Source organism: Anaplasmataceae bacterium AB001_6 (assembly GCA_020002265.1).
GTDB lineage: Bacteria > Pseudomonadota > Alphaproteobacteria > Rickettsiales > Anaplasmataceae > AB001-6.
Genome location: CP048228.1, coordinates 370802 through 396448 on the forward strand (window position 1 = coordinate 370802; position 25647 = coordinate 396448).

The following is a 25647-nucleotide window of genomic DNA, read 5'->3' on the forward strand; positions in this document are numbered from 1 at the left end:
ATGAAAATACGAGCACAAATTGGAAAAGTACTTAATTTAGATAAATGTATTGGTTGCCATACTTGTTCAGTAACCTGTAAAAATGTATGGACTTCTCGTTCAGGTGTTGAATATGCATGGTTTAATAATGTCGAAACAAAACCTGGTATTGGGTATCCTAAAAAATGGGAAGATCAAAAAACTTGGAGTGGTGGATGGGAACGTAAAAATAATGGAGATATTAAACCTAAAATGGGTGGAAAGCTAAAGGTTCTCGCTAAGATTTTTGCTAATCCCAATTTACCAGAAATTGATGATTATTATGAACCTTTCACATTTGAATATGAAAGATTGCAAAGGGCTCCTGAACTAAAACATATGCCTACTGCGCGTATACATTCTGTGATCACAAATAAGAAAATGGAAAAACCCGATTGGGGTCCCAATTGGGAAGAAATATTAGGTGGAGAATTCAGTAAGCGTCGTGAAGATTATAATTTTCAAGATGTTCATGCAGATATTTATGGGCAATTTGAAAATTCTTTTATGTTCTATTTACCGCGTTTATGTGAACATTGTTTAAATCCTAGTTGTATTGCTGTTTGTCCATCTGGTGCAATATATAAGCGTGAAGAAGATGGTATTGTTTTAATCGATCAAGATAAATGTCGTGGATGGAGAATGTGTGTTTCTGGTTGTCCATATAAAAAGATTTACTTTAATTGGAAATCTGGAAAATCTGAGAAATGTACTTTTTGCTATCCGCGTATTGAAGCCGGTGATCCAACGATATGTTCTGAAACTTGTGTTGGAAGAATTCGTTATCTAGGTGTGATGCTTTATGATGCTGATCGTATTAAACAAGCAGCTAGCGTGGAAGATGAACAAGATTTATATAAAGCACAATGTGATATATTCCTTGATCCTCATGATCCAAAAATTATTGAACAAGCAAAAAAAGATGGTGTGCCAGATAGTTGGATAACTGCTGCTCAAAATTCTCCAATATACAAAATGGCAATGGATTGGAAAATAGCTTTTCCTTTGCATCCTGAATATCGTACACTTCCTATGGTTTGGTATGTACCTCCTCTTTCTCCAATCACTAGTGCCGCAGAAAATGGTAAATTAGAAATGGATGGTATAATCCCAGATGTGGAAAAATTGCGTATTCCTGTTAAATATCTTGCGAATTTATTGACAGCGGGAGAAGAAAAGCCTGTGATAAGTGCATTGAAAAGAATGATTACTATGCGTACATATATGCGCGATAAAAATATCTCAGGAACTAAAAATACAAAGCTTTTGGAAAAAGTTAAACTTGATGAAAATACAGTGGATGATATGCATCGTATCTTAGCATTGGCAAACTATGAAGATAGATATGTTATTCCAACTAATCATCGTGAATATGCTGGTAAAACATCTTTTGACAATGAAATTCCATTTGATACACGTTCATCTTGTGGTTTTAGTTTTGGTAATGGATGTTCAGGAGATGTGAGAAAAACCAGTTTATTTGGAACAAAAGTACATGCAAATACAATGAGTGGTACAATTCCAAATAAGTCAAATAAATGCTCTTCAAAAGGCTGTGGAGGTTGTTCGTGAAAACTTTTAAATTATTGGGATTATTATTAGTTTACCCAAAAGAAACAATCTATTTAGAATCAAATGAGTTATTGCGTATATTACGATCAGAGCAACTCTTATCTGAAACGTATATAAAGAAGATTGAAGCATTTTTAAATATACAAAAAACACAGGATTTAATATCAGTACAAGAAAATTATGTAGAAACTTTTGATCATAGTCGTTCACGCTCTTTGCATTTATTTGAACATATTCATGGCGAATCACGTGATCGTGGGCAAGCTATGGTGAATCTTTCTGAGGCTTATGCTGAAAAAGATTTATATATCAGTAGCGGGGAAATTCCAGATTATTTACCTCTATTTATGGAATATTTATCATGTTGTGAATTTTCTGAAGCTAGTGAATTATTAAGTGAGATAGTTGATATCATTGCTATGATAAAAATTAACTTAGAAAAACGTAAATCTCCATATGCAAATATATTTGCAAGTATAGAAGCTCTTTCTTCTGTTAAAGCTAATGATGCTAGAGTAAAAGAAGCCATAAAAAAAGCTCCTAAGGACCCTGTGGGGTTAGAAGAAATAGATGAACAATGGGAAGAAAAGGCAGCTTTTACAGGAGATCCTATTGCTGATTTAGCAACAAATTGTAATAATTGTAGCGCTTTTACCAGCAAAACATTAAATGAAATAGACACCGAGGTTATCAAATGATAGAAGCAGATTATATACATCAATTCTTTTTTTGTTATTATACCTATATTTGTTTTACAGTATTCATAGTAGGAAGTGCGTTGCGTTACGACCGAGATCAATATACTTGGAAAGCAGATTCAAGTCAGCTTTTGCGTAAAAAAGGAATGCTAATTGGTAATAATTTATTTCACATAGGTATACTTTTTCTATTTTGTGGACATTTAGTAGGCCTTTTGACACCTGAAGCTGTATATCATAAATTTATTGATTCTGGTAGTAAACAAATGTTTGCAATGGTTTCTGGAGGTATCTTTGGTGTATTTTGCTTTATAGGCATGACTATGCTTTTAATACGGAGATTATTTGATTCCCGCATACGTATTAATAGCAGACCATCTGATATTATGATTTTGCTAATCTTATATACGCAGCTTATTTTAGGGTTAGCTACTATTCCTCTTTCGGCACAACACATGGATGGTAGTTCCATGGTTGAATTGGCATCATGGGCACAGCATATTGTGACATTTCAAGATGGCGCAGCTAACTTTATAATGGATAAACCATTAATATTTAAAATGCATTTGGTGCTTGGGACAACCATCTTTCTGATATTTCCATTTACTAGAATGGTACATGTGTTCAGTGGAGTAGTTGTTCCTATTCAATATGTTTGGCGTTGTGGATATCAAATTGTACGCAAAAGAGAATCTTGATGTTAATGATATAATGTTTATTAAGTGTCATTTATATATAGATAGATAAGAGTGCAATCTACATAATTTAGTAATGCAGAAGGAGTTATATAGAAAAATAAGATAAAAAATCCTTTTTTCATGGTTTTAATATGCTAATAAATTTAATTAGCAACTAACAATATTGTGTTCCACAAAGAAGGCATAATAAATGTTTTATTTCAAAAAAATCAGTATTTTACTGACTATTAGTTACATATCATCATATTTAATTTTTGTTAGATAGCGATATTAATATATAATGATATGTAACAATATATTACGAAAATAAAGGGTAATTTTTTCTATTTATTATAGTATTCCTTTATTTTGTTTAATAACCAATCATCAGAGCCTTGGTTGATTGAAACTACACTTGTTGTTGAGCCTCCACCCCATAGGATTGAAAAAGCATTAGCTTCTATTGCATTATTTAATTGATTTTGACTCCAGTCATATCCGTTATCATTCAAAAAGAGTCCTCTAATGTTCTCTGCTTTATAAGGTGCAGGATAGTTTCTTAGAAAAATATCCAATAATTTGTGATGTATCTTATTTATATCTGTTCCTATTCTTGCATCTCCTAAGAAGAACATTCCTCCAGAACCAGCGTGCTGTGAAATAATTATTTCATCACCATCTTCAATAGTTGGTGCATGACTACCTGGAATTTGCCATAACATACTGGGAGTATTTATTCCATCACTGACCACTTTAGTAAATTCTACATAACGTTTCCAATGAGTAGCACTCCATGCATAGCTAGGAAGTGCATCAGAACCAAATTCATCTCTTTCGTATTTATCAAATACTATGAAATCCGGTGCGTAATTTCCTTCATATACTTGCATCTCTTTTAAGAAAGATATAACTTTATTTCCAATCTCAGCAGCGATATTTTCGTTATCATAAACCCAATATGCAGAACCCGTTTGCCATACATTGATTTGCCATCCAAATGGAACATCAGGTGAATATTGTTTGATTAACCAATTGAGTGATGCAATATAACCATAAATATCATCAGTAAACATTGGGATATCACTTTCAGCTGGTTTTATATAGTTATAATAATCAATCAAAGTATTTTGATAATCATGATTTAACAAAGCAGCTTGTAATGTTTCATTCACAGAGATGCTACCTTTTTTAAACCAATTTTGGATTGTACTATTATATGCTGTATTTTGTTGTATCATTCCTAAGAAATCTGGGTTAATAATAAAAGTTGCTGGGTTCAAATTAGAGTTATTTTTATAAGATTGAGCAACACAACATTCACTTAAAAGATTCATATAATGTTTTTTAAGATTGTTAATTTCAAAATCATAATCTGATATACCACCGGACAACTCACAGGTATAAATAACCATTACAGGCATAATTTTTGAATCTTGATATTCTGAAAGATCACTGCACTGTCTAATTGTATCATGCGTTGGTAATGTTAAAGGATTTAAAACTAATCCTCTGTCACCTCCACCATTTATTCCAGCATATTTGAATAGAGCATCAATAGGACATTTTGTTGTTTTATATTTGTCAGAAACATATGACGCATTATTTGTTACTCCACCAAAAGCAAGGCGATCTGGCCACCCTTTAACTCTTTTTGTTTGCGATGTTGTGATATTAAATTCTAATGTTAGATCAGAAAGCTCTTGAAACTCTACGTTATTAGAATCGTGGTTGACTAATACTGAATTAAAAATTATCCCGTCTTGAGTGTGTGGGTGCATATCTATTTTATAGATACCAGGTTTTATAAAATTCTGTTTTTTAGTTAAAGTGGTTAAATTGGTAATTCGATATATTGTTTCTTCTTCATTACTTTCTTTAACTTTAGTCATAATTAGCATTAAGTTATCAAGTGAAACATCGCTATTAATTTTTATTGTAATCGAAGAATATTTTGTATTGTCAGCAATTTGATGATCTAATAACAAATTAACATGATTATTTTCTTTTGTTAGTATGATTTCTGATATTTTTTTTATGCTATAAATCGTGTTATTGATACAGTATTTATTGGAAGATATCATATACTCATTATCAGCTACTAATGTTTTAAGAACATTTTCTCCATATTTAATATCAAAAGATTCATATCCATACTTCTGTAAGGCATCTCTAGAAGTGACTTGAATGTTTAATTTATCATCATTATAATTAAAGTCATTTTCATCTTTTGCTAAGTTAAAAGATGCTTTAACTAGGGGATATTTGTTATTTTCATAATCGTATTCACAAACAATTCTACCCTTTTTATTATGATCGTTTATATCAACAGATATTCTATTTTCAGTAGGAAAATATATATTTTCAGCTGTTTCTATTGGATTTAAATCAACTTGATATGTGTTTGATTGTATGTTTTCTAGCAGTATACTACTATTCCAGTCTAAATACATATAGTCTTTTTGAGTATTGCTTTTAGTCAAAATGACCTCAAAATTATTATTGCCTGATAAATCTAAAGGCTTTGCTGGAGAAAATATTTCTAAAGATAAATCGGTCTGCAATTCTTCTTCAGTAAAGGCTTGGATATTTTGAATATCTGATATATTTAAAGATGTTGAACTATCATGGGAAAAAGAGAAAATTCTGGATTCACATGCTTTTAGCGAATAATCATGATATTCGCTATTTTTAGTGAAATCAAAATGAATAATATATGTATTCTCTTCATTATGATAATTAATTGATATCTCAGATGCCCAAGAATTACCTCCCCATATGCTGCCAATTATATGTACTCCTCTTGGTAGTTCAAATTTTACTGCATATTTATATTGCGATTCTTCAGATACATTTTTTAGCAAAATTGAAATACTCCATCCTGCTTCTTTTACACTAGATAATATTTTATTTTTATTCATATATACAAATTTTAAATATAAAAAATCTATTAATAATATATTTATTGTAATAACCAGAGCATTTTTTTATTTAAATAAACAATAAATTAATTTTTTATAATAAACTGGATATGAAATATTAAGAGCTGGTTTTTTTATAGTATTTTTTTGATTCAACACTAAACTGTTTTCATAGTTAAGGGATTCAGAGGAATTTTCTAAAATATTTCAGAGTTGTTTTATTGATATTGATTTCTTGTCAGATGAAGAACAGAATTTATATATGCTTCTACTATTTGGGCAGAATTGAGATTATAATGTTTGAGAATTAAAATATCAAAATCTTTGAATAATGATTGTGTAAACAAAATATTAAATCTCTTTAAAATAGAAAAATATTTATTTTACAAATTATAAGTTGATATTTCAATTAATAATTTGTATTATTATAAACGATTTAATAAATCAAACGATATGGGAGTTTTAAGTGTTAGTCGATATTGATAATATAGATTATGAACTTGAAAGAGTGAATTCATCACAAAATGATGAAAAAATTATGGCTCAAGAGATTGATAATAATTTATCTGAAGAAAATGCTCTGAAAAATAATAAAATTCAGAAAAACGTGAATAAAAAGTCTGTTCATCATAAACAAAAGAGATCATATTCTTTTTCTGAAAACATTTCCAGAAATTTTGGTTATGTTATAAAAAGATCTTTTGAGATTGTTAAAGTAATATCTGAAAATGTATTCATCAGAGTAGGGATATTAGCAGAAATAGTAAGCAAAATTGTTGTGCAGATAGTCACAATTTTATCTGCTATGAACATTATTATTAATAGGATTAGTGACAGAAATGATATGCATAAAGATGAATGGTATGGGCAAGCTTATGCTACGATTCTTTTTCCCGTTGACATTAAAAAACTTGATTATTGTACTGATTTTTAAATGGCGCTACAGATACTTAGTTTGTATATAAAGTTTATTTTTTTAATTTTTTGGGAGAGTGATATGTATTATTTAGCTTCTTTGATTGAAATTCCAATGTTCAAAATTGATTTAGGACATGATAATCATATAAGCAATAATATCGATGATGCATCACAGCGGTCATGCCCGCCTTGTGTATGCCATTGTCCGATATTAGATCAAGATAACAAATCAAGAGATTAATACTTTTCTTTGAATAATATTTGTATTGTTAATACAATAATCTGAAGGATTTAGCTCGCTCTTTGTTTTTAGAAGGAGGGTGAGTTTTTTCCTGATGATAATATACGCAGGTTGTAATTATTAGCATTTTTTGCAAGCGAAATTAGTTTGTTTATGCAAGAAGGCTTTTTTGGCAAGGATATTCTAAAATAAGGATTCACAGATTTCAATTCTTATGATTATTATTTAAGTTTCATAACAGATTGAAGCTTAAAAAAAGCAGAAAAAGTAATGATTCGTTGTATTATTATTGCTTTATAACTTGATTATTTTGCGAAACACATATTAATGCGAAATTTGCTATTATTGAAGAATTCAATCTGAACACTGATCTATATAAGATGAGGAATTTGTATTTTAAATTGAATGATAAGAAGGTGTTATAAAATCTTTAATTATTAGACTGCACGCCTCTTTGATGAACCGTTGAAAGAGGTACTTTTTAATGTGTTTTGAGTATGAAAATGTGGTGATCAGACAGCAAATACAACATGATTCAAAATTATTCACTGGGCTATTTAGGTCATTATTTTTGGTATTGATAATTGAAAGATCTTCAAAAGAAGTATCTTTTTTTGTTAAATTTAGGTTTGAGAACTTAAAATGCTAAATTCATGCTGGATGCTTATATAGATACTAAGGATGTGAATCAAGTTAATTTGCTAAGAATAATATAGATCGTAAATTGGCAACAGTATACTATTTTTGCAGTAAATATGGCAAAGATTTATCAGATATTTCTCATTTCATAGAATCTGAGAAGAAATGTTCAGCTTGTGGTTATATTGTTTATCCTTCTATTAATCCAGCTATAATGGTGATTATTAATAAGGATGATGAAATATGCTTGTGTACTCTAGATATGTTGTAAAAGATTTATATGAAGCAATTCAGGTTTTATAAACCCAGGCGAAACAGCAGAAAATGCTGTTATTTGCGAAGTAAAGGAAGAAGTAGAATTGGAAATAAAAAATATTAGATATTTTGGAACACAAAGTTGGCCATTTATAATGGTATTTAGAGCTGATTATTCATCTGGAGAGATAAAATTACAAAAAAAGGAATTAAAAGATGCAAAATGAGTATCAAAGAATAATTTGCCTTTACCTTTGTTGCCTCATAAACAAAATATTGTTTATAAATTAATCACATCGCAATAATTATTTGAAAAATACAAAATATAATGCATAATAACAAATCATGTATTGTTTAGTATTAATCTATTCAAGGGAATTAAGAATATGGGAAATACAATTTCAATGAGCTCTTTGCTATTGATAGTATTTATAGATTCTTTTGGGAATGGTATCGCTTTCTCGCTGTTTCCCATCATGATATTTAGCGATCTAATTAAAATACTCTTGTTTATGAGAGGTATGGATCCATCTTTTATCGATAGAAGTATGATGAGAATACATAATTTATGTATGTTTATATTTTCTCCTATTATAGGAAATATTTCTGATATTTATGGTAAAAAGATAATATATTCTTCAATATGATTAACTATTGGTTTTACAATATGTTTATTTGATTGTTTCTTTTAATGATTGGGAGAATAATTACTGGTATAACAGCATGATCTTTAACAACAGCACAAACTGCAGAAGTAGATTTTATAAAGAACATAAAGGTTCCTATTTTATCCTAAACGGTAACAGCTCAATGACTTTTATTATAGGGGATGTTATGAGCAAATTTAAAAATGTGAGATATATGATTAAAAAAGCCGCAATGAAGAATTTTATTAATAATTTTCTAAAAGATTGGAAGGATGAAAAAAGAGATAGTGTATTTAATAGTTATCATTAGAATGTCTTAGCATATGCAGATTTTCAAAAAATAACACTGAAAGAAATAATGGAAAATTTTATTTTGCACACGATAAAATTCAATATTTTGAATATGATATTCAAGATATCTTTATAGATCAAGATGAGGGTAAAGTTGCTATTTGCATGAAACAAAAAAATAAAATATGATGAAGAGAAAAAACAATATTGTGATGTCTCTATATACAATTATCAATTACAAGATAACAGAGATTTGGATGTCATTTAATCCTAATTGTTAATCATCTTGATAATTCTAGTTTAACATAGTTGAAAGGTAGTTTTAATCATGGAAAAAAAATATGATGTAATTATTATTGGCGCAGGGCCTGTAGGGAGTGCTTTGGCAATAGAATTAGGATTGCATAATATTAAAACATTGGTGGTAGAGAAAAAATCTATTATGCAAAAAAGAAATAGAATGGTTTCTCTGAGTATAAGAAGTGCTGAATTATGTACACGTTGGAAAGTATTAGATAAGATAAATTCTACAAATACAGTAAAGAATGGGTTGCCTATAAGATGTGCGTGGAGTTCTAGTCTAAATGGTGAGTTATATGTAGATGCAGAATATGAAAATATCTCTGAAGATAATGTGACTTGTCATTCTCCAATTCGAATGCTGCTACATGAAGTAGAAGATATTTTCAGACAAAGAATGCTTGAATTCTCTTCTGTACAATTTATGTCAGAACATGAGTTAAAAGATATAGAAGTTTATCAAGACCTGGCAAAGGTCACATTATTAGATAAAAAAGCAAATAAAAATATCCAAATTTCTTCTTCTTTTGTAGCTTGTGCAGATGGTGCCAACGGTATATCAAAAAATATTTTTGACAATCGATTAATACCGCTTTCTGATTCTACGCCTATGCTTAATGTTTATTTTAAAAGTAGAGATATTTTTATTGATGATGATAAGCCTAAAGTTATGCTGTATATAGTTATCAATGAAAAAATATCAGGGGCGCTTTCTATAGTTAATGTAAAAGAAAATACATTTGTAGTGCAATTTATTATAGATGCAGAAAATGCTAAAAATATCTCTGAAGATCAGATAGGTGAAATGATAGATAATTTTTCTGGTCATAAATGTGAAAAAGAAATAATTGAATATGGTATTTGGGATATGTGTCCACAAATTGCTGAAAAATTTACCCATAAAGATAGAATTATTTGGTTAGGAGATGCTGCTCATGCATTCGCTCCAACTGGTGGAATGGGATTGAATACAGGTTTAGGAGATTCATATAACTTAGGTTGGAAAATATATAATGCCATAAATAATCCTAAAAAAAGAAGTGAGATAATTAACAGCTATGTGCAAGAGAGACTGCATGTATGGAAAAATAATCTTAATTATGCTAGGGGAAATGCACTTGCTATTACCAAAATAAAAGAGAAATACCCCCCTCATAGAGATTTTGCAAGATTTGTTAGAGAGAATATTGCAATAGGGAAAAAATTAATGTCTTCGTCTAAGTTGAATTTAGGATATAACTATAAAAAGATGCAAAACATACAATATACAGATAACCTGAAATATATATCTAAAATAGATGAAGGATTTTTCTTCCCAGAGATTTTTAATAATATTGATAAATCTTCTATATATCATTTACTGTGTCCACGAAGATGGAATCTATTGATATTTAATAGCAAAAATGGTGACCAAAAAGATCATCAATTAATTAATAAGTTGAATGAAAAATATGTGCACATAATATACATTAATTACAAACATATTTCACATACTTATATATATCTTAGACCTGATTGGCATATAGAGTTGATGACAAATAATATAGAGGATATCCATAATCTTAATGCAGGTAATTTTGTGTGATGATAAATATTTTTTAATTTCTATTAACAATATAAATCTAAAATTTGCAAAAAAGAGAATAAATTGGCTTACAGAAGAGGTATATGTGAAGCTCCTTCTTAATCGCTGATTTTTTCCTATCTTTATGCATATTCTTCTAAACTGCTATTCATTAAAATCTTTTTATTTTTTAATATTATTTACTAAAAATTTAACTTATTATATACTTTATAAAGAAATTTTAAAGAGGAATAAAAAGTGTTTAGGAGTCTTGTTATAGCTTTATTAAGTTTACTATTTTTATTAGGTTGTGCAGGTACAGTAGTATTTACAGAGCGTGTAGATGAGGTAAATGATAAAATAATCAAAAAGGATAAAGATGGAGTTTTTATATTAGAAAAAATGAGCGTGGTTCAAGTAATAAATATCTCTGAAAGCGCTCTAGTATTTGCACCTAGTGGTAGACCTTTTTATATAAAGGGTAATCTTAAAGGTATAGCAGAAGATGATGTTATAACCTGTTTAGTGAATAGAGATGGAGTCTACAGATATTTTACAAAAGGTGGATATTATAAAACAGTAAGAGCTTATAAAGCGATTAATTGTGTAGTAGATAATTAAGGATAGGAAAAGCATTTTATACATAATAAATGACAAAATTACTGCATATATACATTTGATATTGTTAGTATAAATTTATTGACTTAATGGATATGTGAGAGAAAGTAAAAATTTGAATTTTCTAGAGTCGACAGAGGAGAGATGAATGATTAGTTAAGCAAGAAAATATTTAAAACTAAGCTTAGGGTTTTTGTATATTTTATTCTCAGCATTGTGGTAAGATGTACAAGGAGATATATGATAGTGATTTATTATTATCTCCTTGTATAGATATGGATATATATGCAATTTACCTCCGAAAAAGTACCCGTTCGTTTACTTACTGATTTTTCAAAAGGGATTAATAATTAAAATCCCAGAAATGTATTCTTTTGCAAATTATTCGTTTGCAAATCCTTTAAGAGCTCTTTTTCAATTTCTGTTATTTCTGTTGATGTTAAAAAACTTGAAACATCATGCACAGGATTATTTTTATTGAAATTCATGATCTCTGCTTCCAAATTTCTGCTTGATACATCATTCTGTTTAAGAATATTAATATCCTCACCTTTTGAATAAACTAAAGGATCATTGCTTTCTGATGGGAGTATTGCATTAGTGAGATTTTGGAAATCTATTTCATTATTGTTGCCTATTAAATTTTGCATTCTTCTTTGGGTTTCAATTATATTTTGAGATAATTTTATATCCTCATATAATAAGTGCAATGATTCCACACATCCTACTAGTCTTTGCAGTTCGCTTTTTTTAAAATTATCACCTTCCTTTTCCTCTTGTTTTGCCACCGCTTCAATAGTTTCATAAGTATCTCGATACATATATAATATTACTTCCTGAAAAGTCATTTCTGGTGACTCAAGTAGATCATGAGAAGTCTCCTTTCTTCCTTGTTGTTCTGGATTTTTTAATATTGTTTTTAATGCCATTAGAACACTATCAATGTTATCGCGATGAATATTTGCGTCTTGAATTGCTAAGAAAAAAAAATACGAAACAGCCATATTCATGTTTTGATTTTGGTTAAACATATTATTATATTTATATATTAAACTATGAGGATTATCATATTCATCCGTTGAACCATCAGTATCCTCATAACTCTCTATTAAATTATAAGGATCATCTGAAATATCATGATTAGATGGTTCTGCATCTTTGTTTGCATATAATAGATTAAATGGTCCGTTATTTTTGTTTGTATTTAATAGATTATTATATTCATTTATTTTCTCTTCTAATGTTTTCTGTATAAATGTTATGTTTTTTTTATAATCCTCTATTTTGTTTTGTAATGTTTTCGGTGTAAGTGGTATGTTTGGTTTATAACGACTATTGAAACGTTCAAATAAGAGGAGTTTTGTTCCCCAGGCTATTGCATTATTTGGGGATAATAATAAATCATGTAAATCTCTAATTTCTGTTAATAAGTTTGTTAATTTTTCATCCGTTTTTTCTAATAATAAGGCTGCTTCTAAGGCTTCTATTTTCTTATTTCGGTAAGATATTGGATCCATCGCTTTATATGCCAATTCTTTCCATCCTCGACCATGCCCTGGTTGATTTCCAGTCTTTTTAGAGGGAATTGTTATATGAATTTTTGGTTTACCAATTGTTTTAGGGTGTTTTATAGGGTTAGTAGATCTCATATTTATTACCTTCCAAATTTTATAGAACTAATAGAGTTTGTTTGTTATCAATAATTCATCGATTTCAATTACAAAATCTTCTAATCTGTACATTTTTGTGAATTATCAACTTTCTTATCCTCCATTGATAATAATAACATTTATATTTAAAGTATCAAAATAGTTTTATTTTTAATGTTACTAATTATGTTTTTGACATTATGTGCTAAATACTTTACAATTGGCGATTAAAAGATTGATAAGTTAGCTATCTTAGGAGGGTGTTTATGGTTAAAGTAACAATAAAAAGTGAATTATTGAATGCTGCATCCAAATCTTATCGCGTACCTTTTACGAAACAAGCAGTAAAACCAAATCGACCAAAAAAAGAGGAAATAGGTAATTATTCTCTTAAAGGTAAATTTTTATCAAGTAAAACACAGGAATTTTTTAATACAAATTTTGATTTGGAAAATAAGGATTCACGTATTGATAGTGATCCGAACAATATACTTAGCTTTCTTGAGAATAAATTATATAATGCAAAAGATAAGAAAACACCTTGTGGATCTAATCTTGAAAAAATGTACTTTGACGCTATAGAATATTGGGGTAACAAACCCGTTATGTCTAGAAGCGCTGTTGTAGATGCAAAACTTGTAGCTGAAAAATCTGCATCGAGAAAATCTACATCTAAAATAATTGCATTTGGACAATCTGTAGCTAGACAATCTGCAGCTGGACAATCTGCAGCTGGACAATCTGCAGCTAGACAATCTGCACTAGATAATGAGATATCAAATGTTAGTGACGCGTGGCGCGCTATGCGTGCTGCGAGTTATGCAAAACATTCCTTAAGTATTTACAAAAAATACGCTGATCACTTACTTGAATTGCGTGATGATATAACCTCTTTTGACATAGAAGAGCAAAAAATGCTTAAATTTTTGACTCTAATGAATGATGCTGCGAAACCAGATAAAGACACGAATCATAATGAATATAATAGTGCTTTTTATGCTGGTCTTATTATGATGCATGCTAATAATAAATTGTTGACAAAGGATGTTGCTAATGTTGTTTATCATTTAGCGGATCTAAGAAATGCCAAGGAAGCAGATAGACCAGTATCGTTGATGTCAAAACTTATAGCATCTGGTTGTGATATGACTAAGCGAGAATTTGACGATCGGATTGATATTTCTCAATTTAATATATATAAAGATTTATCGACAATTAAAGATGAAAAAGTACGCCAAACGGCTTTGGAGGATCTTGATAAAATGCTGGGAGTTATAGGTGCTATTGGGAAAGATGTTGCAAAATATATTATACAGAAGAAGGGACTTAATCGTAAGAATTATGGTACAGTAGAGTTTTGTGCATCTCCACAAAGAGAAATTATACGGTATTTCGATCAGAATAATTGTTATAAGACTCTATTAAACACAATGAGCTCTGTGATAGAAAATTCTGTTCCTGCTAATCCAGAATTAGAAGCGTTGTTCTTGAAAACAAAAGAAGAAGCAAGCGATAGGGAAGAAAATGTTGTTTGTGAAGGTGATAATTCAACCACTACTGCTGCTGATGTTCCTGAAAGATCTGATGACAAAGGAGCAGGTTGGTCTTTATGGTCATTGTTGGAAATGATAAAATCAGCTGTAAAGTCAATTTATGAATATATTAGAGATTGCTTTTTTTCGTCTAAAGATTCTCCAAACAGTTCATTAGATGTAGATCAAGTACTAAATCCTTCACACGAACAACATGCTGCTATGAAAGATGATGGTATTTATAAGGTAATACGGTGTTTTTAATTTATATGTGAAGAATTTATCATATAGCATTTACCAGGTGAGTAAAGCGTCTCGTTTGTGCTTTACCTTATTATTGAGGTTAATCTATATTTTTTCAATTTTTGTGAATAATTTATAGTAAAGTACTTTCATCTTTGTGATATCTCTATGTTTTAATATTAATAGAAGTTAGTGATGCGTTATATCTAAGATAAGAAGGCATTTTGAGCTTTATATGATGAAAAATTGATACATGCTATTTTGTCAGAGAATCGTACCAATGATAACATAATAGGAATTTGAACAAATATTCTCATAACAGTAGCTCAAAATATTAATTCTTTTGTTGTCAAATGATTGAATATCATTATATCGGATTTCGTTTTTATCTTATTGTTTTTACGACGATTTTACATATTTAAAATTTGCTAATTACATCGTATAATGGAGTATTCGTTTGATTGCAATTATTACCTTCTGAGTATTCATTAATTCGTATTTTGAATAGATTTTCATGAAAATAGTCAGTAATATTGCGGAATTTTATAGTATTTTTGCTTAGGAATGAATAATAATTATTTAGAGTATCGTTATTATATGGGAGTAGTATGTTTTTTGACGTGCTTATTCTTGGGTGTGGTAAACGATGTCATTGTAAAACTCTTGAATCCTAATATTGCAGCTCAAGAAATTATATTCTTCAAATATGTGTTTGGCACGATAAGTTTATTACCATTAATTGCTTATTTTAGAATATCTTTAAAAACACGGTACATTTTTTTGCATGCTTTAAGGGGTTTAATTCTCAATTTAGCATTTTTTTTATGGATTAAAGGGCTTTTATTATCACATATAGCCCTTGCTACTATGATAAATTTTACCACTCCATTATTTTTATTAATATTGAACTTGGTTTTTTTGAATGAAAAAGTAAATTGGCATAGATTTACGGGAACAATAATTGGTTTTGCTGGTATTATCATTGCAATTGGATGTGGAATAGATGGTTTGAATCTCAAATATTTATTTTTGTTTGGAGCTACCTTCTTTTTTGCTTTGCTAGATGTAATAAATAAGCAGTATCTTGTGAAAGAGCCTTTTATTGTTACACTGTTTTATTCATCATTATTCACTTTTTTGTTTTCTGTTCCTGGTACAGTGGAGTATTGGACAATTCCTGTGCAAAGTGATCTATTAATTTTATTTTTATTAGGAATTAGTGCTAATTTGCTGTTATTTTTCTTACTTAAGGCATTTAGCTTAGCAGATGCAACTGCTCTTAGTCCATATAGATATTTAGAGCTTATGTTTTCTTTAATTCTTGGATATCTAATTTTCAATGAGATGCCTGTCAAAAATACCTATTATGGTTTGTCACTTATATTAAGTTCTATAGGATTTATATTTTATTTTGAAAGACAGAATCAACAAAAATTAAAAGCCAAGATTCTTTCATAGTTTCTCTAATCTAATTTGTTATATATGAAAATTTTAGTAAAAGAATAATCAACTTATTATTGCATTTATAAATTTTAAGTATATTATTGCTTTTTTAGTCATATGGATGTTTTTATAAAACATCTTAGAACTGGATTAGTCAATTTTTACTGGTTTAGGGGAGGGCAATATGAATGATTCTTTGCATATAGAAGATTTTTTTCGCGTATTATCTACAAAAATTAATGATAGATATTTATATAATTTGTATCTTTTATATAAAGACATATTACCTGACACTATAGACGATACAGAAAAATATGCTAATTTAATGAATATAGTTTCATCACAAAAGCTATTCAGTGAAGATTTAAAAAAAATAAACGATCTTAATATTCTATTGTTACAAAATATCATTGCTGGTTTACATGAAATCTCAATAGTGAATGATAGCAATGCTATGATTGAGCTATTAGATTCCAACATTAGATATGTGCAATTATTATTGGTTTCTAGAACTAGTAATATGATAGCAGACACAGTTTGGAATACATTGAAAGTAAGTGAAAATGAAAAATTGAAGAATGAATTATTTGGTTCTTTATTAATTAGTAATGTTGATATAGGAAATTTTAGAGATATTGACTTTATAGATCTGGAAGGTCGTTCTGTTATTAGAGGAAAATTTGCACAATGTGCATCAGATATCTTAGATATTGGTAATCATTATTCTAGAAATAATGAATATATTTTCAATGATGTTGCAAAAATCCATTTATTCATTTTAGCATTGGCAGATTTTAAATCTGTGAATATGGATCAGAACAGGAAATTTGAAAATTATAAAGAATATTATGGTTGTATGATAGAGCATATTTCTGCCATACTTACTTCGAAAAATTTTACAGAGAGTTTACTGAATCAAAACAGGAAATTAAGTGAATTAGTAAAAGATGCATCAATTTATGCAATCGTTAATGATAGATTTTATAATGGAAGTATTATAAATCCTATATACTTTAACTTACAAGAACATTTTATTCGGATACTAAAAGATGGATTTCCTAACTTTCAATTCTTGAGTGATCGTGAAAAAACATCGGTGATAAAATCATCGGATATTTTCTGTAATGAGGTGATCAACTTATTACTACATGACATTGAGTACTCTAAATCATGTACAGTTAATGATGTGAATAAGTGTGAGAGTTATACCTATGCAATAATTAATTCTTTTTATAAAGTATTTGCTTTAGATGAAAATATCTCGATTGATTATATTAAATATATGAATCTATTCAATATAACTCTTAATTATATTATAGAAATTCAAAATAGAGAAGAATTTCCTGAAGGTTTGCAGTGCAGGATTATAAGCACCAAGATAGAAAATAACATATGTCATATTAATGATATTGCAAGGCAAAATCTCGAGCATATACAATTTGTTGAAGATTTGGATAATTATGAAAATAAATCTGATGATGATTTTTTACATAAGGTATGTCAATCTGAATTAGCTATGATCTTATCTGTCATGTCTTATCGAGCGTCTGATGATTATCAGTTAAATACAACTATATTTAATGCGTATCATAATGGTTTTGCTAATTATGTTAATGATGTAAATAATGATAAACCATCGAATAAACTATATGATATACTACCAGAAGCATGGAAATCATATTTTTTGAATATCAGATCAGAGGTTATTAATCATTTAGACTGTGATAGACATAACAGACTTTCAAACGGGATATCTGCAGAATCTGTTCTTTCTTTAAATAATAAATCTGACGTTGCTTTTAAGCCTGCAAATTATGCTAAAACTAATTTTAAGATGCGAGAATTATATAAAAATTCTATGCTGGATTTCATTGATTTCCATAAGTTAGAAGATGGAGATAATAGATTAAATAATATTGGACGTTTAATAGTAGATAGTGTTTCAAGTAAGATCAAAAGAGGTCAAATACATATTAACGAATCGGGAAAATTACTAAGAAATTTGATTAGTTTTTTTGTCCCTAGGAATAATAAGGAAGAATTTTTAGTTGCAATTGAAAATTTTATAACCAATAAAAAGGAATCATCCTATATAAATAATCTTAATTTGTATTATTCACATCATAATCATAATTATGTCCCAATTTCTGATGTTGAACAGCAGAATAAGATGAAAAATTCATTAGAAAAAATTGCATCATATGTTAAAGACAGCGGAGAGAATATAGATTTGCGATCAATTTCAGATAGTGAAGTAAGTATTGCTGATGTTTTTTTAGTTATAAATAATATTACCAATAATATGATTGCTGCTCTAGTTACAGACTCTACAGCTAGAAAGAAGTTTTATTTAAGTGCAGATATTGTAGATTTATATCTAACTTTGGAATCTTTTTCTTCTTTAAGAAATGAGTTATTAGAGAGGGGTATATTTATTGAGGGGGATATTTCTCTAACAATTGATACTCAAAAAGATGCTAATATTGCTCATTTTGTCAGCTTGGTTTGTTTTGATCACTTGCAGATAATGGAAGAATCAGTATCAAGATGTGCTTATGATTCCTATCTAGCAGTTCAAAAGAAAAATGTTGATATTGATAATAATAAAACAAAAATTTTATTGACTAATATAGTGGAAATGCAAAAACTCAACTCAAAAGAGCGTGCTATTATGGCTTGCTATAATAAATTTACAGAAAAATTAGATAGCTTAAACATTTATAATTCTAAGCTTAATAAAGATTTAGATGCGTTATTAAAAGATATCAATAAGCGAGAAGGAATAGGTATTACAATAAAAAATCATTGTAAAACCTTGAGTGAAAAATACGATTTTGTGCTATGTATGGTTTATTTTTCTCTTTTAACTAGTGCAATAGTAGGAAATTATCTGGGACAAAGGGCTTTTGAAGGTGCAAAAGATCTAGCAGATACTTTAAATGAAGTAAATAACGGAGATTTAAATATCTTAGATATATTACATAAAATCCCTGAAGATATTATACATGAACAAACATCTAATATTGTACAAAGCATCAACATTAATAATATTAGAGAGCAATTACAAAATAATCTTTTTAGTCTGAATACTAGTTCTGAGATCGCAGATTTCTATTCTAATAATTCTTATCCTGGATTGCCAATTAATCCTATTTCTCTTGTATCATCTTGTGTTGCTGTTGTATCTTATTTTTGGTCTCTAGGGATACAAATACCAAGCTATTATGCAAATTTTATGTCTTATAATGAGCAAATAATTTTTAAAAATTTAGTAACAGGTAATAATTCACCAGAAGTTAATGAAAAAATAGTGCATCTTGCCTTAGGGAAAAAGTGTAGTGATATCACTGACTTTACACTACAAGATTATTCAAGAGCTGCTATAAAATCCACATCACAGATTCTATCTTCTCATTTATATATTCCAACACCTTCTAGTATCAAAGAATCTCAAATTATGGCATTGGGGTTTTCTGCATGGTTTAGTGGCACCTCTTTATCTAGACTTATGGGTAATTTTTATGCTGAATTTGGTGATGCAATGCCAAATAATGCTAATTTACTTTTCCCTCTTTATATGGTTTATGATCTCTATGCAGTGATTGCTAGTTTGGGAGGAGAAAAAGCTTCAGGTTTGATGTCTGATTTCATGTATTTACAAGCAGATTTTATCAAAGAATTGTTTCAGAAATTAGGTAATAGAAATGCTATGCTAACTGTTTATCAGGAAAAAATGTTGATCAATATTTTAGGATCTGAAAATTACGAAAAGATAAAAGATGGGATCATAGTGGATAAAGGTTTGGAAAGTGGATTATCGGACCTATCTATGACGCGCAAATATAAAATGGCTGCGCAAGCAGTTATGGCAGTTACTAATGCTTCAGAGTTTCTTACATTCTCATATACGGGATGTGATTCTGGTAGGCTATTTGACTTGATTAATGTGGATACCCCAGCACAGGTTGCTCGAGATACTGCTAGAGAAATATTTGCAGTACAGCAATCTCCTCTTGGCGTATGTCCGATTGAAGGAGCAAAAGAATCAGTTCATGCACCAGATTCTTTTACTCAAAGGAATTGTCAATTTTTTGCTTTTAATAATGAAAGGCAAAAACCCCAATACAACATAGGAGAATTACCTTTTCCGATATGGCGATCAATTTTTACTAATCTTTTTGGGAAAATTCTACCAACTGCTGCTGCTACTTCCATAAATCTATGTATGAGAAAGGAAATTGGTATTGAACATAGTGATAACTCTCCTGTGAAACATGTTGCGAAAGGTATGTTATTTAAGGATTTAATAGCTGGCACAATATCTCAAGTGTTCGGAATGAGTACAAATCCATTAAATAGGAAAGTTGCTTCTGGGGTAGATTCTTTAGGAACAATATTAGGCGATTTAATGGTTAAAAAGGCTATATCTGGTGTTGAAATGGAGTATAACGATGTTAGAAACTACGTAAGACAAAATTCTGCAAAGTTGCATTCTGATGCTGTTAAGCATAGTCCGTATATTAGCTCTGCTAGTATAATCAGTACAGGGGACTATGTGCTTTCTGATACACGTACTAATGCTTTAATAGGCAATGTAATATCAAAAATATCAGATAAATTTTTACAAGATACAGAAAATATTGCTGAAAAGAAAAGCTTTGAAGATCTTATTTATATATATAGAGCGAAAATGGAAAATGCTTCAGATAAATTTATGAATATGCAATCAGATGAGTATGATTCAGCAAAATTTGTTGTTGATGAATTGCAGAATGATATTAAGAATTTTCATCATAGTGATTTAAAATGTGAAAAAGATTTTTTGTGTCATAAATTATCTGACAAAATGCACTCTTCTTCAGTACAAATAGTAAAATTTCTATCTTGTGAAATGCAAAATTTTCAGCAGAAACATACAGAAAATTGTGTCAGATATTTATCTGATGTTACTATGGAAAAAGAGCGTAATATGGATAATTATTTGAGCTTAGGTAATTGATCTGTAAATATACAGTAACCATTGTGCTGGTAAATTTAAATAGGTGATATAAAAAATGTTTGAGAGATGATTTATATTATAGTGATTTTTTGAGCTGCAATTTTCAATTTTCTGAAGGAAAAAGTCTTGCTCAGTTTGAAAATTATCATCTCTTTAACTCTTTCATGTCAAAGTTTTTTACATTACTTACTGAGACTTTGGTGATCTCTTTAGAAACTTCTTTGGGTAGTGTTAATTGATTTATATGTTTTTCATGATCATTGCTATTAATTTGCTTTTCATCGGGTAATTCATATATATTTTTGCTTGATATATCTCTGATATTTAAGTCTTTAGCAATACGTGCATTTTGTTCTATATTGTTCTTGGAATTTTCAGAACTATCTATTGATTTATACTTGTCATGATCTTTTGAGAAAAGTAAGGGATCTTCATTTGCAACGCGATCCTGATTATTGATTGATTCAGTAAATATGTTATCAAAAGAGCAGAATAATTCTTCTAATATTCCATCATAGTCAATTGCTCTAAGATCTGCAGAATTTAAGATTATTTCATCTAATTTTTCAAAATTTTTATCATCTAAAGATGTTTGCAGTGTAGTGTAAATAAAATCAGAAATCGTAGATATAGTATTAATTGTGGAATCTAACATACTGTTGGTTTCAGTTTTTGCTAATTCAGAATTTTCTTTAGTTGATTCTGTATAAGATGGAATGATTTGCTTAACATACTCAATTGTATGTTTTATATAATTTGAAACAGCTTTTTGATGTTTGGATATAATTTTAGTAATGGATTCTATTTTTTTTGCATCATCAGCAGGAATTGTATCTAAATTGCTTAATTTTTTTATCTGTTGATATTCCATATTTAATTGCTTTAAAACTAAATAAGACGAAAATGTTTCTAAGTTAATTCTAAATATTGGTGGTGCTAAAAAGCTATCTATGTCATAGTATGGCTTTAACAATTTATCATTTATTTTCTTTTCTAATTTTAATGTGACATCTTTAATTATTGATCCTAATAATGGTATTGATTCAATAGCAGAATACGTTGTTTCTCTGATGTTTGAAGCAGTATCATATATAGTTTCTTTTGGTATTATATAATCTCCCATATCGCCGATTTTATCACTTATGTAACTTAAATTATTTGCATTTTGACTAAATAGATGATTTGTCAATTTTAGTATATCATACGGTGTTTTTAGTTTATCTTCATACAGGATATCAGCATTTCCCAATATTACTCTATTAAAAATAGATGTTAAAGATTCAGGAACAGATTTATCTAGGGGTTGATTATTATTTTTTGTGACAACATTTCTTTCAATAGCAAATTGCTCTTCAAGTGGATATAATCTAAGATTTTTATCTTTTTCAGCTGTTGTTTTGTCATGATTATTGATAAAAGAGTATTCTTTTTGCGCAGAAGGTCCTATATTTTTCAGTATATCTTCTTCTGTAAGAGAAGAGATTTTATCTGCTAGCATCTCTGCTGTTATTGGAAATGCATTCATAGAATGCAAATTAATATTTGTTTTTGATGCTTCTTTTTTTGCATTATAAGATATATTTGTTACATCATTTACATAAACTCTCAGACTATTTTGAATTTGTGATAGTAATCCTAAACATTGTATTATTAATATCTTTTTCATATCCTTTCCTATTTATATGAAATTATTATTTTATATTAAAATGATCTCAATGCCTTTGATAAAAGAGATATTCTCTATCATACCCAATGTATTTAACGTCCAGTTGATCTGGTGTTAGATCTTGTTGATTGCTCTATAGCTGAAGCATTAGATAGGTCATGAGAAGGTTTCTTTAAAATGCTTTTCAATTTTTTTTCTGGTTTTTTTTCGTTATTTTGTGATAATTTCTTAGATGCTCTGCTCATCTCGTCTATTTCTCTTGTAGTTTTTGTTTCTAAATTATCATTAAATGATACTTTTTTATTTGATTTTTCTACGTTTTGAGCTGTCTTAATATTTTTATTAACTTCTTTTTTATCTAAATTGCTTTGTCTGTTGTGAGAAGAAGGTTCATTTATAGACACTTTACTTTTTGCTTCAAAAAACGCCTTCTTATCTAGAAAAGATTGTGTACGGTTATCTTTATTGTCAATTTTTTTATCCGCATCTTGTTGATGTTCGGAGAAACGTTTTTTTATCTCATCAGAAAAAGATCTTTTTATAGTTTTTTTGCCTCCTGAGTCAAAAAAATTTTGTACGCTATCTTTTGGCTTTGACAAATCCCCCTTTTTTTCTGATTTCTTTTCCTCTGTATTGCTGAAAGCGCTTTTTAATTTTTTTGTTGTTTGGGAAAGAAAAGACTTAGAACTTCCATGCTGTTTTGATTTTTTTTCTACCATCTGATTTTTCCTCCAAAGTATTATTATAATATTATAAGTACAACATATATTTCTCTTAATAATAAACTTATAAACATAATTAATTATTAATTTTATAAATCTTTTTAATAATAAATATAGTTAATTATTTATATAGTAATTTTAAATAATAATGAATGAAGTTATTATTAACCCACAAAATAGAATAAAATATGATGTATAGTTATGAGATATATGTTTTGCTTTGAAAAATTTAAAGCAAAATGGAAGAGAAAATTTAGTGAAATTTTTTCAAAATATTGCTGATATAATAGGTCTTAAGGTGAATGCTTGGCCCTATGATTCTATAGTGAAAAAGAAAGAATTATGATATATCTGGAATTCAAATAATATGTAGCAAAGAATTTGCCTTTTTCTTTTCCTATTTATAGAAAATTTTGCTGTTTAAATGCTTTATTTATAAAGCTTATTTATTATGACAATAAAATCACACTATCTAATAGTCTAATTTTTCTATATCCATTAGCATTTATGCTTTATTTAGCCATATGTGTATCTAAATAGATGCTAATATGTAGAGCATAATTTTTTTGTATATATGTTCTATAAGATACACAAATATTTAGCTAAAAATCTATATTAGCTGTCGCATAACAATCCAAGAATAAGTTGTATTAAAGCTTGATTTTTATCCGCAAATTTTAGCATTTTCTTTATTTTTTTAGAATTTTTACTATACAAATTAAAAAATACCCAGCGGCATTATAAGCTATTTTTCCGTGTTTATTGCTTACTCTAATTGTTAGTTCCTATTTTATTATATTACTCTGAGCGAATGTTACATTCTTAAGCATTGCACATTTTCTTTCGAAGATATTACCTTTTCTTTTGCGCTATTGGTTAGTTTTATAGATGGTTGCGATTCCGTAAAGACCATAACATCTGTTTCGCTGTGTTTATTACCACTTTTCAAGTATATATCTTCAGATTGAGAATCCGCCTGATTTGCACTATTTGTATCATTTGATGATGAAGGTAGGTTATTATCTGGATTTTGTATGTTATCAAAAAAAATATTTTGCTTACAATCAAGATGTAGATCACTACTAAGATTACCTGTCTGCAAGTAATCCATTGTATTTATACTTTCGGATTCTTGTGTATTATCAGTCTTCAGACCTTGAATGATTGATGATTCTAGAATTAGAGTATTACTATCCATCTCTTGTATACTGCCAAGATCAATTATTGGTTCTTGATCCATTACATAATCACTCAGCATTGGATCTGTAAATGCATCAAAACTTTCAGTATCTTGAGCTTGAATATCTGATGAATTCGAAGATTCACTTAAGAGCTGCTGCCAAGAATTCATTGTATTTATAGACTCCGTGGTTTCTGGTGCACTCTCAGTATCAGAATTCATCAATATCATATCAGTAGAACTAAAAGAATCACAATTGCTGCTTATATTATCATCATCAGAACTAAAATAATAATAATCGACGTTTGCCTCATCATCAGTATTAGAATTGTCATTTGCCGTATATAGATTGCTACTGCTTGTTTTTTTACCAGAATCATTACCTGTATCGTTATTATCAGATGCCAAATTAATATCTTCTGCATCTTCTGATGTGCCTGTCTCTCTCGGTGTTAATTTTCTTTTTTTGGAATCTGATTTTATGGGGAATGTTTTTGAAAATTTTATTAATTCTGATTTTAGAATAGGAAAAACATTGGTTGATTCACTTTTTTTCTGAAGATATTCTTCATTTGATTGTCTACTCTTGATAAGCAGTATTTTAGAGGAACAATAATCATGATCTAATTTTACCCTGTCAATAGTCGATGACATATGCTTATCATGATCTGATGTTTTAACCTTAATAATTTTCACTTTTTCTGTATTTTGTGTTTTGCATTTAGTGCTGTCATGTTTGATTTTTACCGTTTTCATAAAGTGTTATATATTAGCAGAAATAGATTTTATATTTATTTGAAAATTTACATTTATTGTGAAATAAATTTGCATTTTTGCAACCTATATTATACGTCATA

Annotated in this window: 18 protein-coding genes; 13 read left to right on the forward strand and 5 right to left on the reverse strand. The window is 28.8% G+C overall.

Going from position 1 to position 25647, the window contains the following annotated elements; translation table 11 throughout:
- From narH to narI, 3 genes are read left to right on the forward strand one after another with little or no spacing between them, the layout of a single operon-like run.
- Complete coding sequence (gene narH, locus GUI12_01770) at positions 1 to 1590, forward strand: nitrate reductase subunit beta (GenBank protein UAT42879.1); 1590 nt, start codon at positions 1 to 3, stop codon at positions 1588 to 1590.
- On the forward strand, positions 1587 to 2288 hold the full coding sequence (narJ, locus tag GUI12_01775) for a nitrate reductase molybdenum cofactor assembly chaperone (protein UAT42880.1): 702 nt from the start codon (positions 1587 to 1589) through the stop codon (positions 2286 to 2288). The genes narH and narJ overlap by 4 nt, the downstream gene beginning before the upstream one ends.
- A complete protein-coding gene (gene narI, locus GUI12_01780) occupies positions 2285 to 2986 on the forward strand; it encodes a respiratory nitrate reductase subunit gamma (protein ID UAT42881.1) in 702 nt (233 codons plus the stop codon). Before narJ ends, narI begins: the two co-directional genes overlap by 4 nt.
- A gap of 323 nt (positions 2987 to 3309) precedes the next feature.
- Here the strand turns inward: narI and GUI12_01785 are convergent, their stop codons facing one another.
- The gene (locus GUI12_01785; GenBank protein ID UAT42882.1) at positions 3310 to 5883 is read right to left on the reverse strand and encodes a hypothetical protein; all 2574 of its coding nucleotides are present in this window, start codon (positions 5881 to 5883) and stop codon (positions 3310 to 3312) included.
- Between the two features lie 466 nt (positions 5884 to 6349).
- Between GUI12_01785 and GUI12_01790 the strand changes: the two genes are divergently transcribed.
- The 7 genes from GUI12_01790 to GUI12_01820 all read left to right on the forward strand — a co-directional run bounded on the left by GUI12_01790 (position 6350) and on the right by GUI12_01820 (position 11359).
- A complete protein-coding gene (locus GUI12_01790; GenBank protein UAT42883.1) occupies positions 6350 to 6817 on the forward strand; it encodes a hypothetical protein in 468 nt (155 codons plus the stop codon).
- A gap of 63 nt (positions 6818 to 6880) precedes the next feature.
- Entirely contained in the window at positions 6881 to 7042 is a 162-nt protein-coding gene (locus GUI12_01795; GenBank protein ID UAT42884.1) for a hypothetical protein, read from the forward strand.
- A 724-nt stretch (positions 7043 to 7766) separates the two neighbouring features.
- Positions 7767 to 7952 (forward strand): hypothetical protein, encoded by a 186-nt coding sequence (locus tag GUI12_01800; protein UAT42885.1) that lies wholly within the window; start codon positions 7767 to 7769, stop codon positions 7950 to 7952.
- Between the two features lie 28 nt (positions 7953 to 7980).
- Positions 7981 to 8163: an NUDIX domain-containing protein gene (locus GUI12_01805; protein ID UAT43441.1), complete on the forward strand. Its 183-nt coding sequence runs from the start codon at positions 7981 to 7983 to the stop codon at positions 8161 to 8163.
- A 159-nt stretch (positions 8164 to 8322) separates the two neighbouring features.
- Complete coding sequence (locus GUI12_01810; GenBank protein UAT42886.1) at positions 8323 to 8583, forward strand: hypothetical protein; 261 nt, start codon at positions 8323 to 8325, stop codon at positions 8581 to 8583.
- Between the two features lie 619 nt (positions 8584 to 9202).
- The gene (locus GUI12_01815; GenBank protein UAT42887.1) at positions 9203 to 10759 is read left to right on the forward strand and encodes a hypothetical protein; all 1557 of its coding nucleotides are present in this window, start codon (positions 9203 to 9205) and stop codon (positions 10757 to 10759) included.
- A gap of 237 nt (positions 10760 to 10996) precedes the next feature.
- On the forward strand, positions 10997 to 11359 hold the full coding sequence (locus tag GUI12_01820) for a hypothetical protein (protein ID UAT42888.1): 363 nt from the start codon (positions 10997 to 10999) through the stop codon (positions 11357 to 11359).
- A 347-nt stretch (positions 11360 to 11706) separates the two neighbouring features.
- On the opposite strand, the gene GUI12_01825 is transcribed toward GUI12_01820, so the two are convergent.
- Positions 11707 to 13005 (reverse strand): hypothetical protein, encoded by a 1299-nt coding sequence (locus tag GUI12_01825; GenBank protein ID UAT42889.1) that lies wholly within the window; start codon positions 13003 to 13005, stop codon positions 11707 to 11709.
- A gap of 266 nt (positions 13006 to 13271) precedes the next feature.
- On the opposite strand from GUI12_01825, the gene GUI12_01830 reads away from it, so the two are divergent.
- The 3 genes from GUI12_01830 to GUI12_01840 all read left to right on the forward strand — a co-directional run bounded on the left by GUI12_01830 (position 13272) and on the right by GUI12_01840 (position 21222).
- The gene (locus GUI12_01830; GenBank protein UAT42890.1) at positions 13272 to 14801 is read left to right on the forward strand and encodes a hypothetical protein; all 1530 of its coding nucleotides are present in this window, start codon (positions 13272 to 13274) and stop codon (positions 14799 to 14801) included.
- Between the two features lie 543 nt (positions 14802 to 15344).
- A complete protein-coding gene (locus GUI12_01835; GenBank protein UAT42891.1) occupies positions 15345 to 16238 on the forward strand; it encodes a DMT family transporter in 894 nt (297 codons plus the stop codon).
- A gap of 169 nt (positions 16239 to 16407) precedes the next feature.
- Positions 16408 to 21222 carry a hypothetical protein gene (locus tag GUI12_01840; protein UAT42892.1) on the forward strand — a complete coding sequence of 1605 codons (4815 nt, stop codon included), beginning with the start codon at positions 16408 to 16410 and terminating at the stop codon, positions 21220 to 21222.
- A gap of 145 nt (positions 21223 to 21367) precedes the next feature.
- On the opposite strand, the gene GUI12_01845 is transcribed toward GUI12_01840, so the two are convergent.
- From GUI12_01845 to GUI12_01855, 3 genes are all read right to left on the reverse strand, one after another.
- The gene (locus GUI12_01845) at positions 21368 to 22888 is read right to left on the reverse strand and encodes a hypothetical protein (protein UAT42893.1); all 1521 of its coding nucleotides are present in this window, start codon (positions 22886 to 22888) and stop codon (positions 21368 to 21370) included.
- Between the two features lie 92 nt (positions 22889 to 22980).
- Positions 22981 to 23607, reverse strand: coding sequence for a hypothetical protein (locus GUI12_01850; GenBank protein UAT42894.1), 627 nt, complete (start codon positions 23605 to 23607; stop codon positions 22981 to 22983).
- Between the two features lie 817 nt (positions 23608 to 24424).
- Positions 24425 to 25546: a hypothetical protein gene (locus GUI12_01855; GenBank protein ID UAT42895.1), complete on the reverse strand. Its 1122-nt coding sequence runs from the start codon at positions 25544 to 25546 to the stop codon at positions 24425 to 24427.
- Positions 25547 to 25647 lie beyond the last annotated feature (101 nt).

Excerpts from the sequence above, each read along its gene's own strand:
- GUI12_01825 (UAT42889.1), bottom strand. The coding sequence starts at position 13,005 with ATGAGATCTACTAACCCTATAAAACACCCTAAAACAATTGGTAAACCA.
- GUI12_01835 (UAT42891.1), top strand. The coding sequence starts at position 15,345 with ATGAATAATAATTATTTAGAGTATCGTTATTATATGGGAGTAGTATGT.
- narI (UAT42881.1), top strand. The coding sequence starts at position 2,285 with ATGATAGAAGCAGATTATATACATCAATTCTTTTTTTGTTATTATACC.
- GUI12_01840 (UAT42892.1), top strand. The coding sequence starts at position 16,408 with ATGAATGATTCTTTGCATATAGAAGATTTTTTTCGCGTATTATCTACA.
- GUI12_01855 (UAT42895.1), bottom strand. The coding sequence starts at position 25,546 with ATGAAAACGGTAAAAATCAAACATGACAGCACTAAATGCAAAACACAA.
- GUI12_01795 (UAT42884.1), top strand. The coding sequence starts at position 6,881 with ATGTATTATTTAGCTTCTTTGATTGAAATTCCAATGTTCAAAATTGAT.
- GUI12_01830 (UAT42890.1), top strand. The coding sequence starts at position 13,272 with ATGGTTAAAGTAACAATAAAAAGTGAATTATTGAATGCTGCATCCAAA.
- GUI12_01785 (UAT42882.1), bottom strand. The coding sequence starts at position 5,883 with ATGAATAAAAATAAAATATTATCTAGTGTAAAAGAAGCAGGATGGAGT.
- GUI12_01815 (UAT42887.1), top strand. The coding sequence starts at position 9,203 with ATGGAAAAAAAATATGATGTAATTATTATTGGCGCAGGGCCTGTAGGG.
- GUI12_01850 (UAT42894.1), bottom strand. The coding sequence starts at position 23,607 with ATGGTAGAAAAAAAATCAAAACAGCATGGAAGTTCTAAGTCTTTTCTT.
- narH (UAT42879.1), top strand. The coding sequence starts at position 1 with ATGAAAATACGAGCACAAATTGGAAAAGTACTTAATTTAGATAAATGT.
- GUI12_01845 (UAT42893.1), bottom strand. The coding sequence starts at position 22,888 with ATGAAAAAGATATTAATAATACAATGTTTAGGATTACTATCACAAATT.
- GUI12_01810 (UAT42886.1), top strand. The coding sequence starts at position 8,323 with ATGGGAAATACAATTTCAATGAGCTCTTTGCTATTGATAGTATTTATA.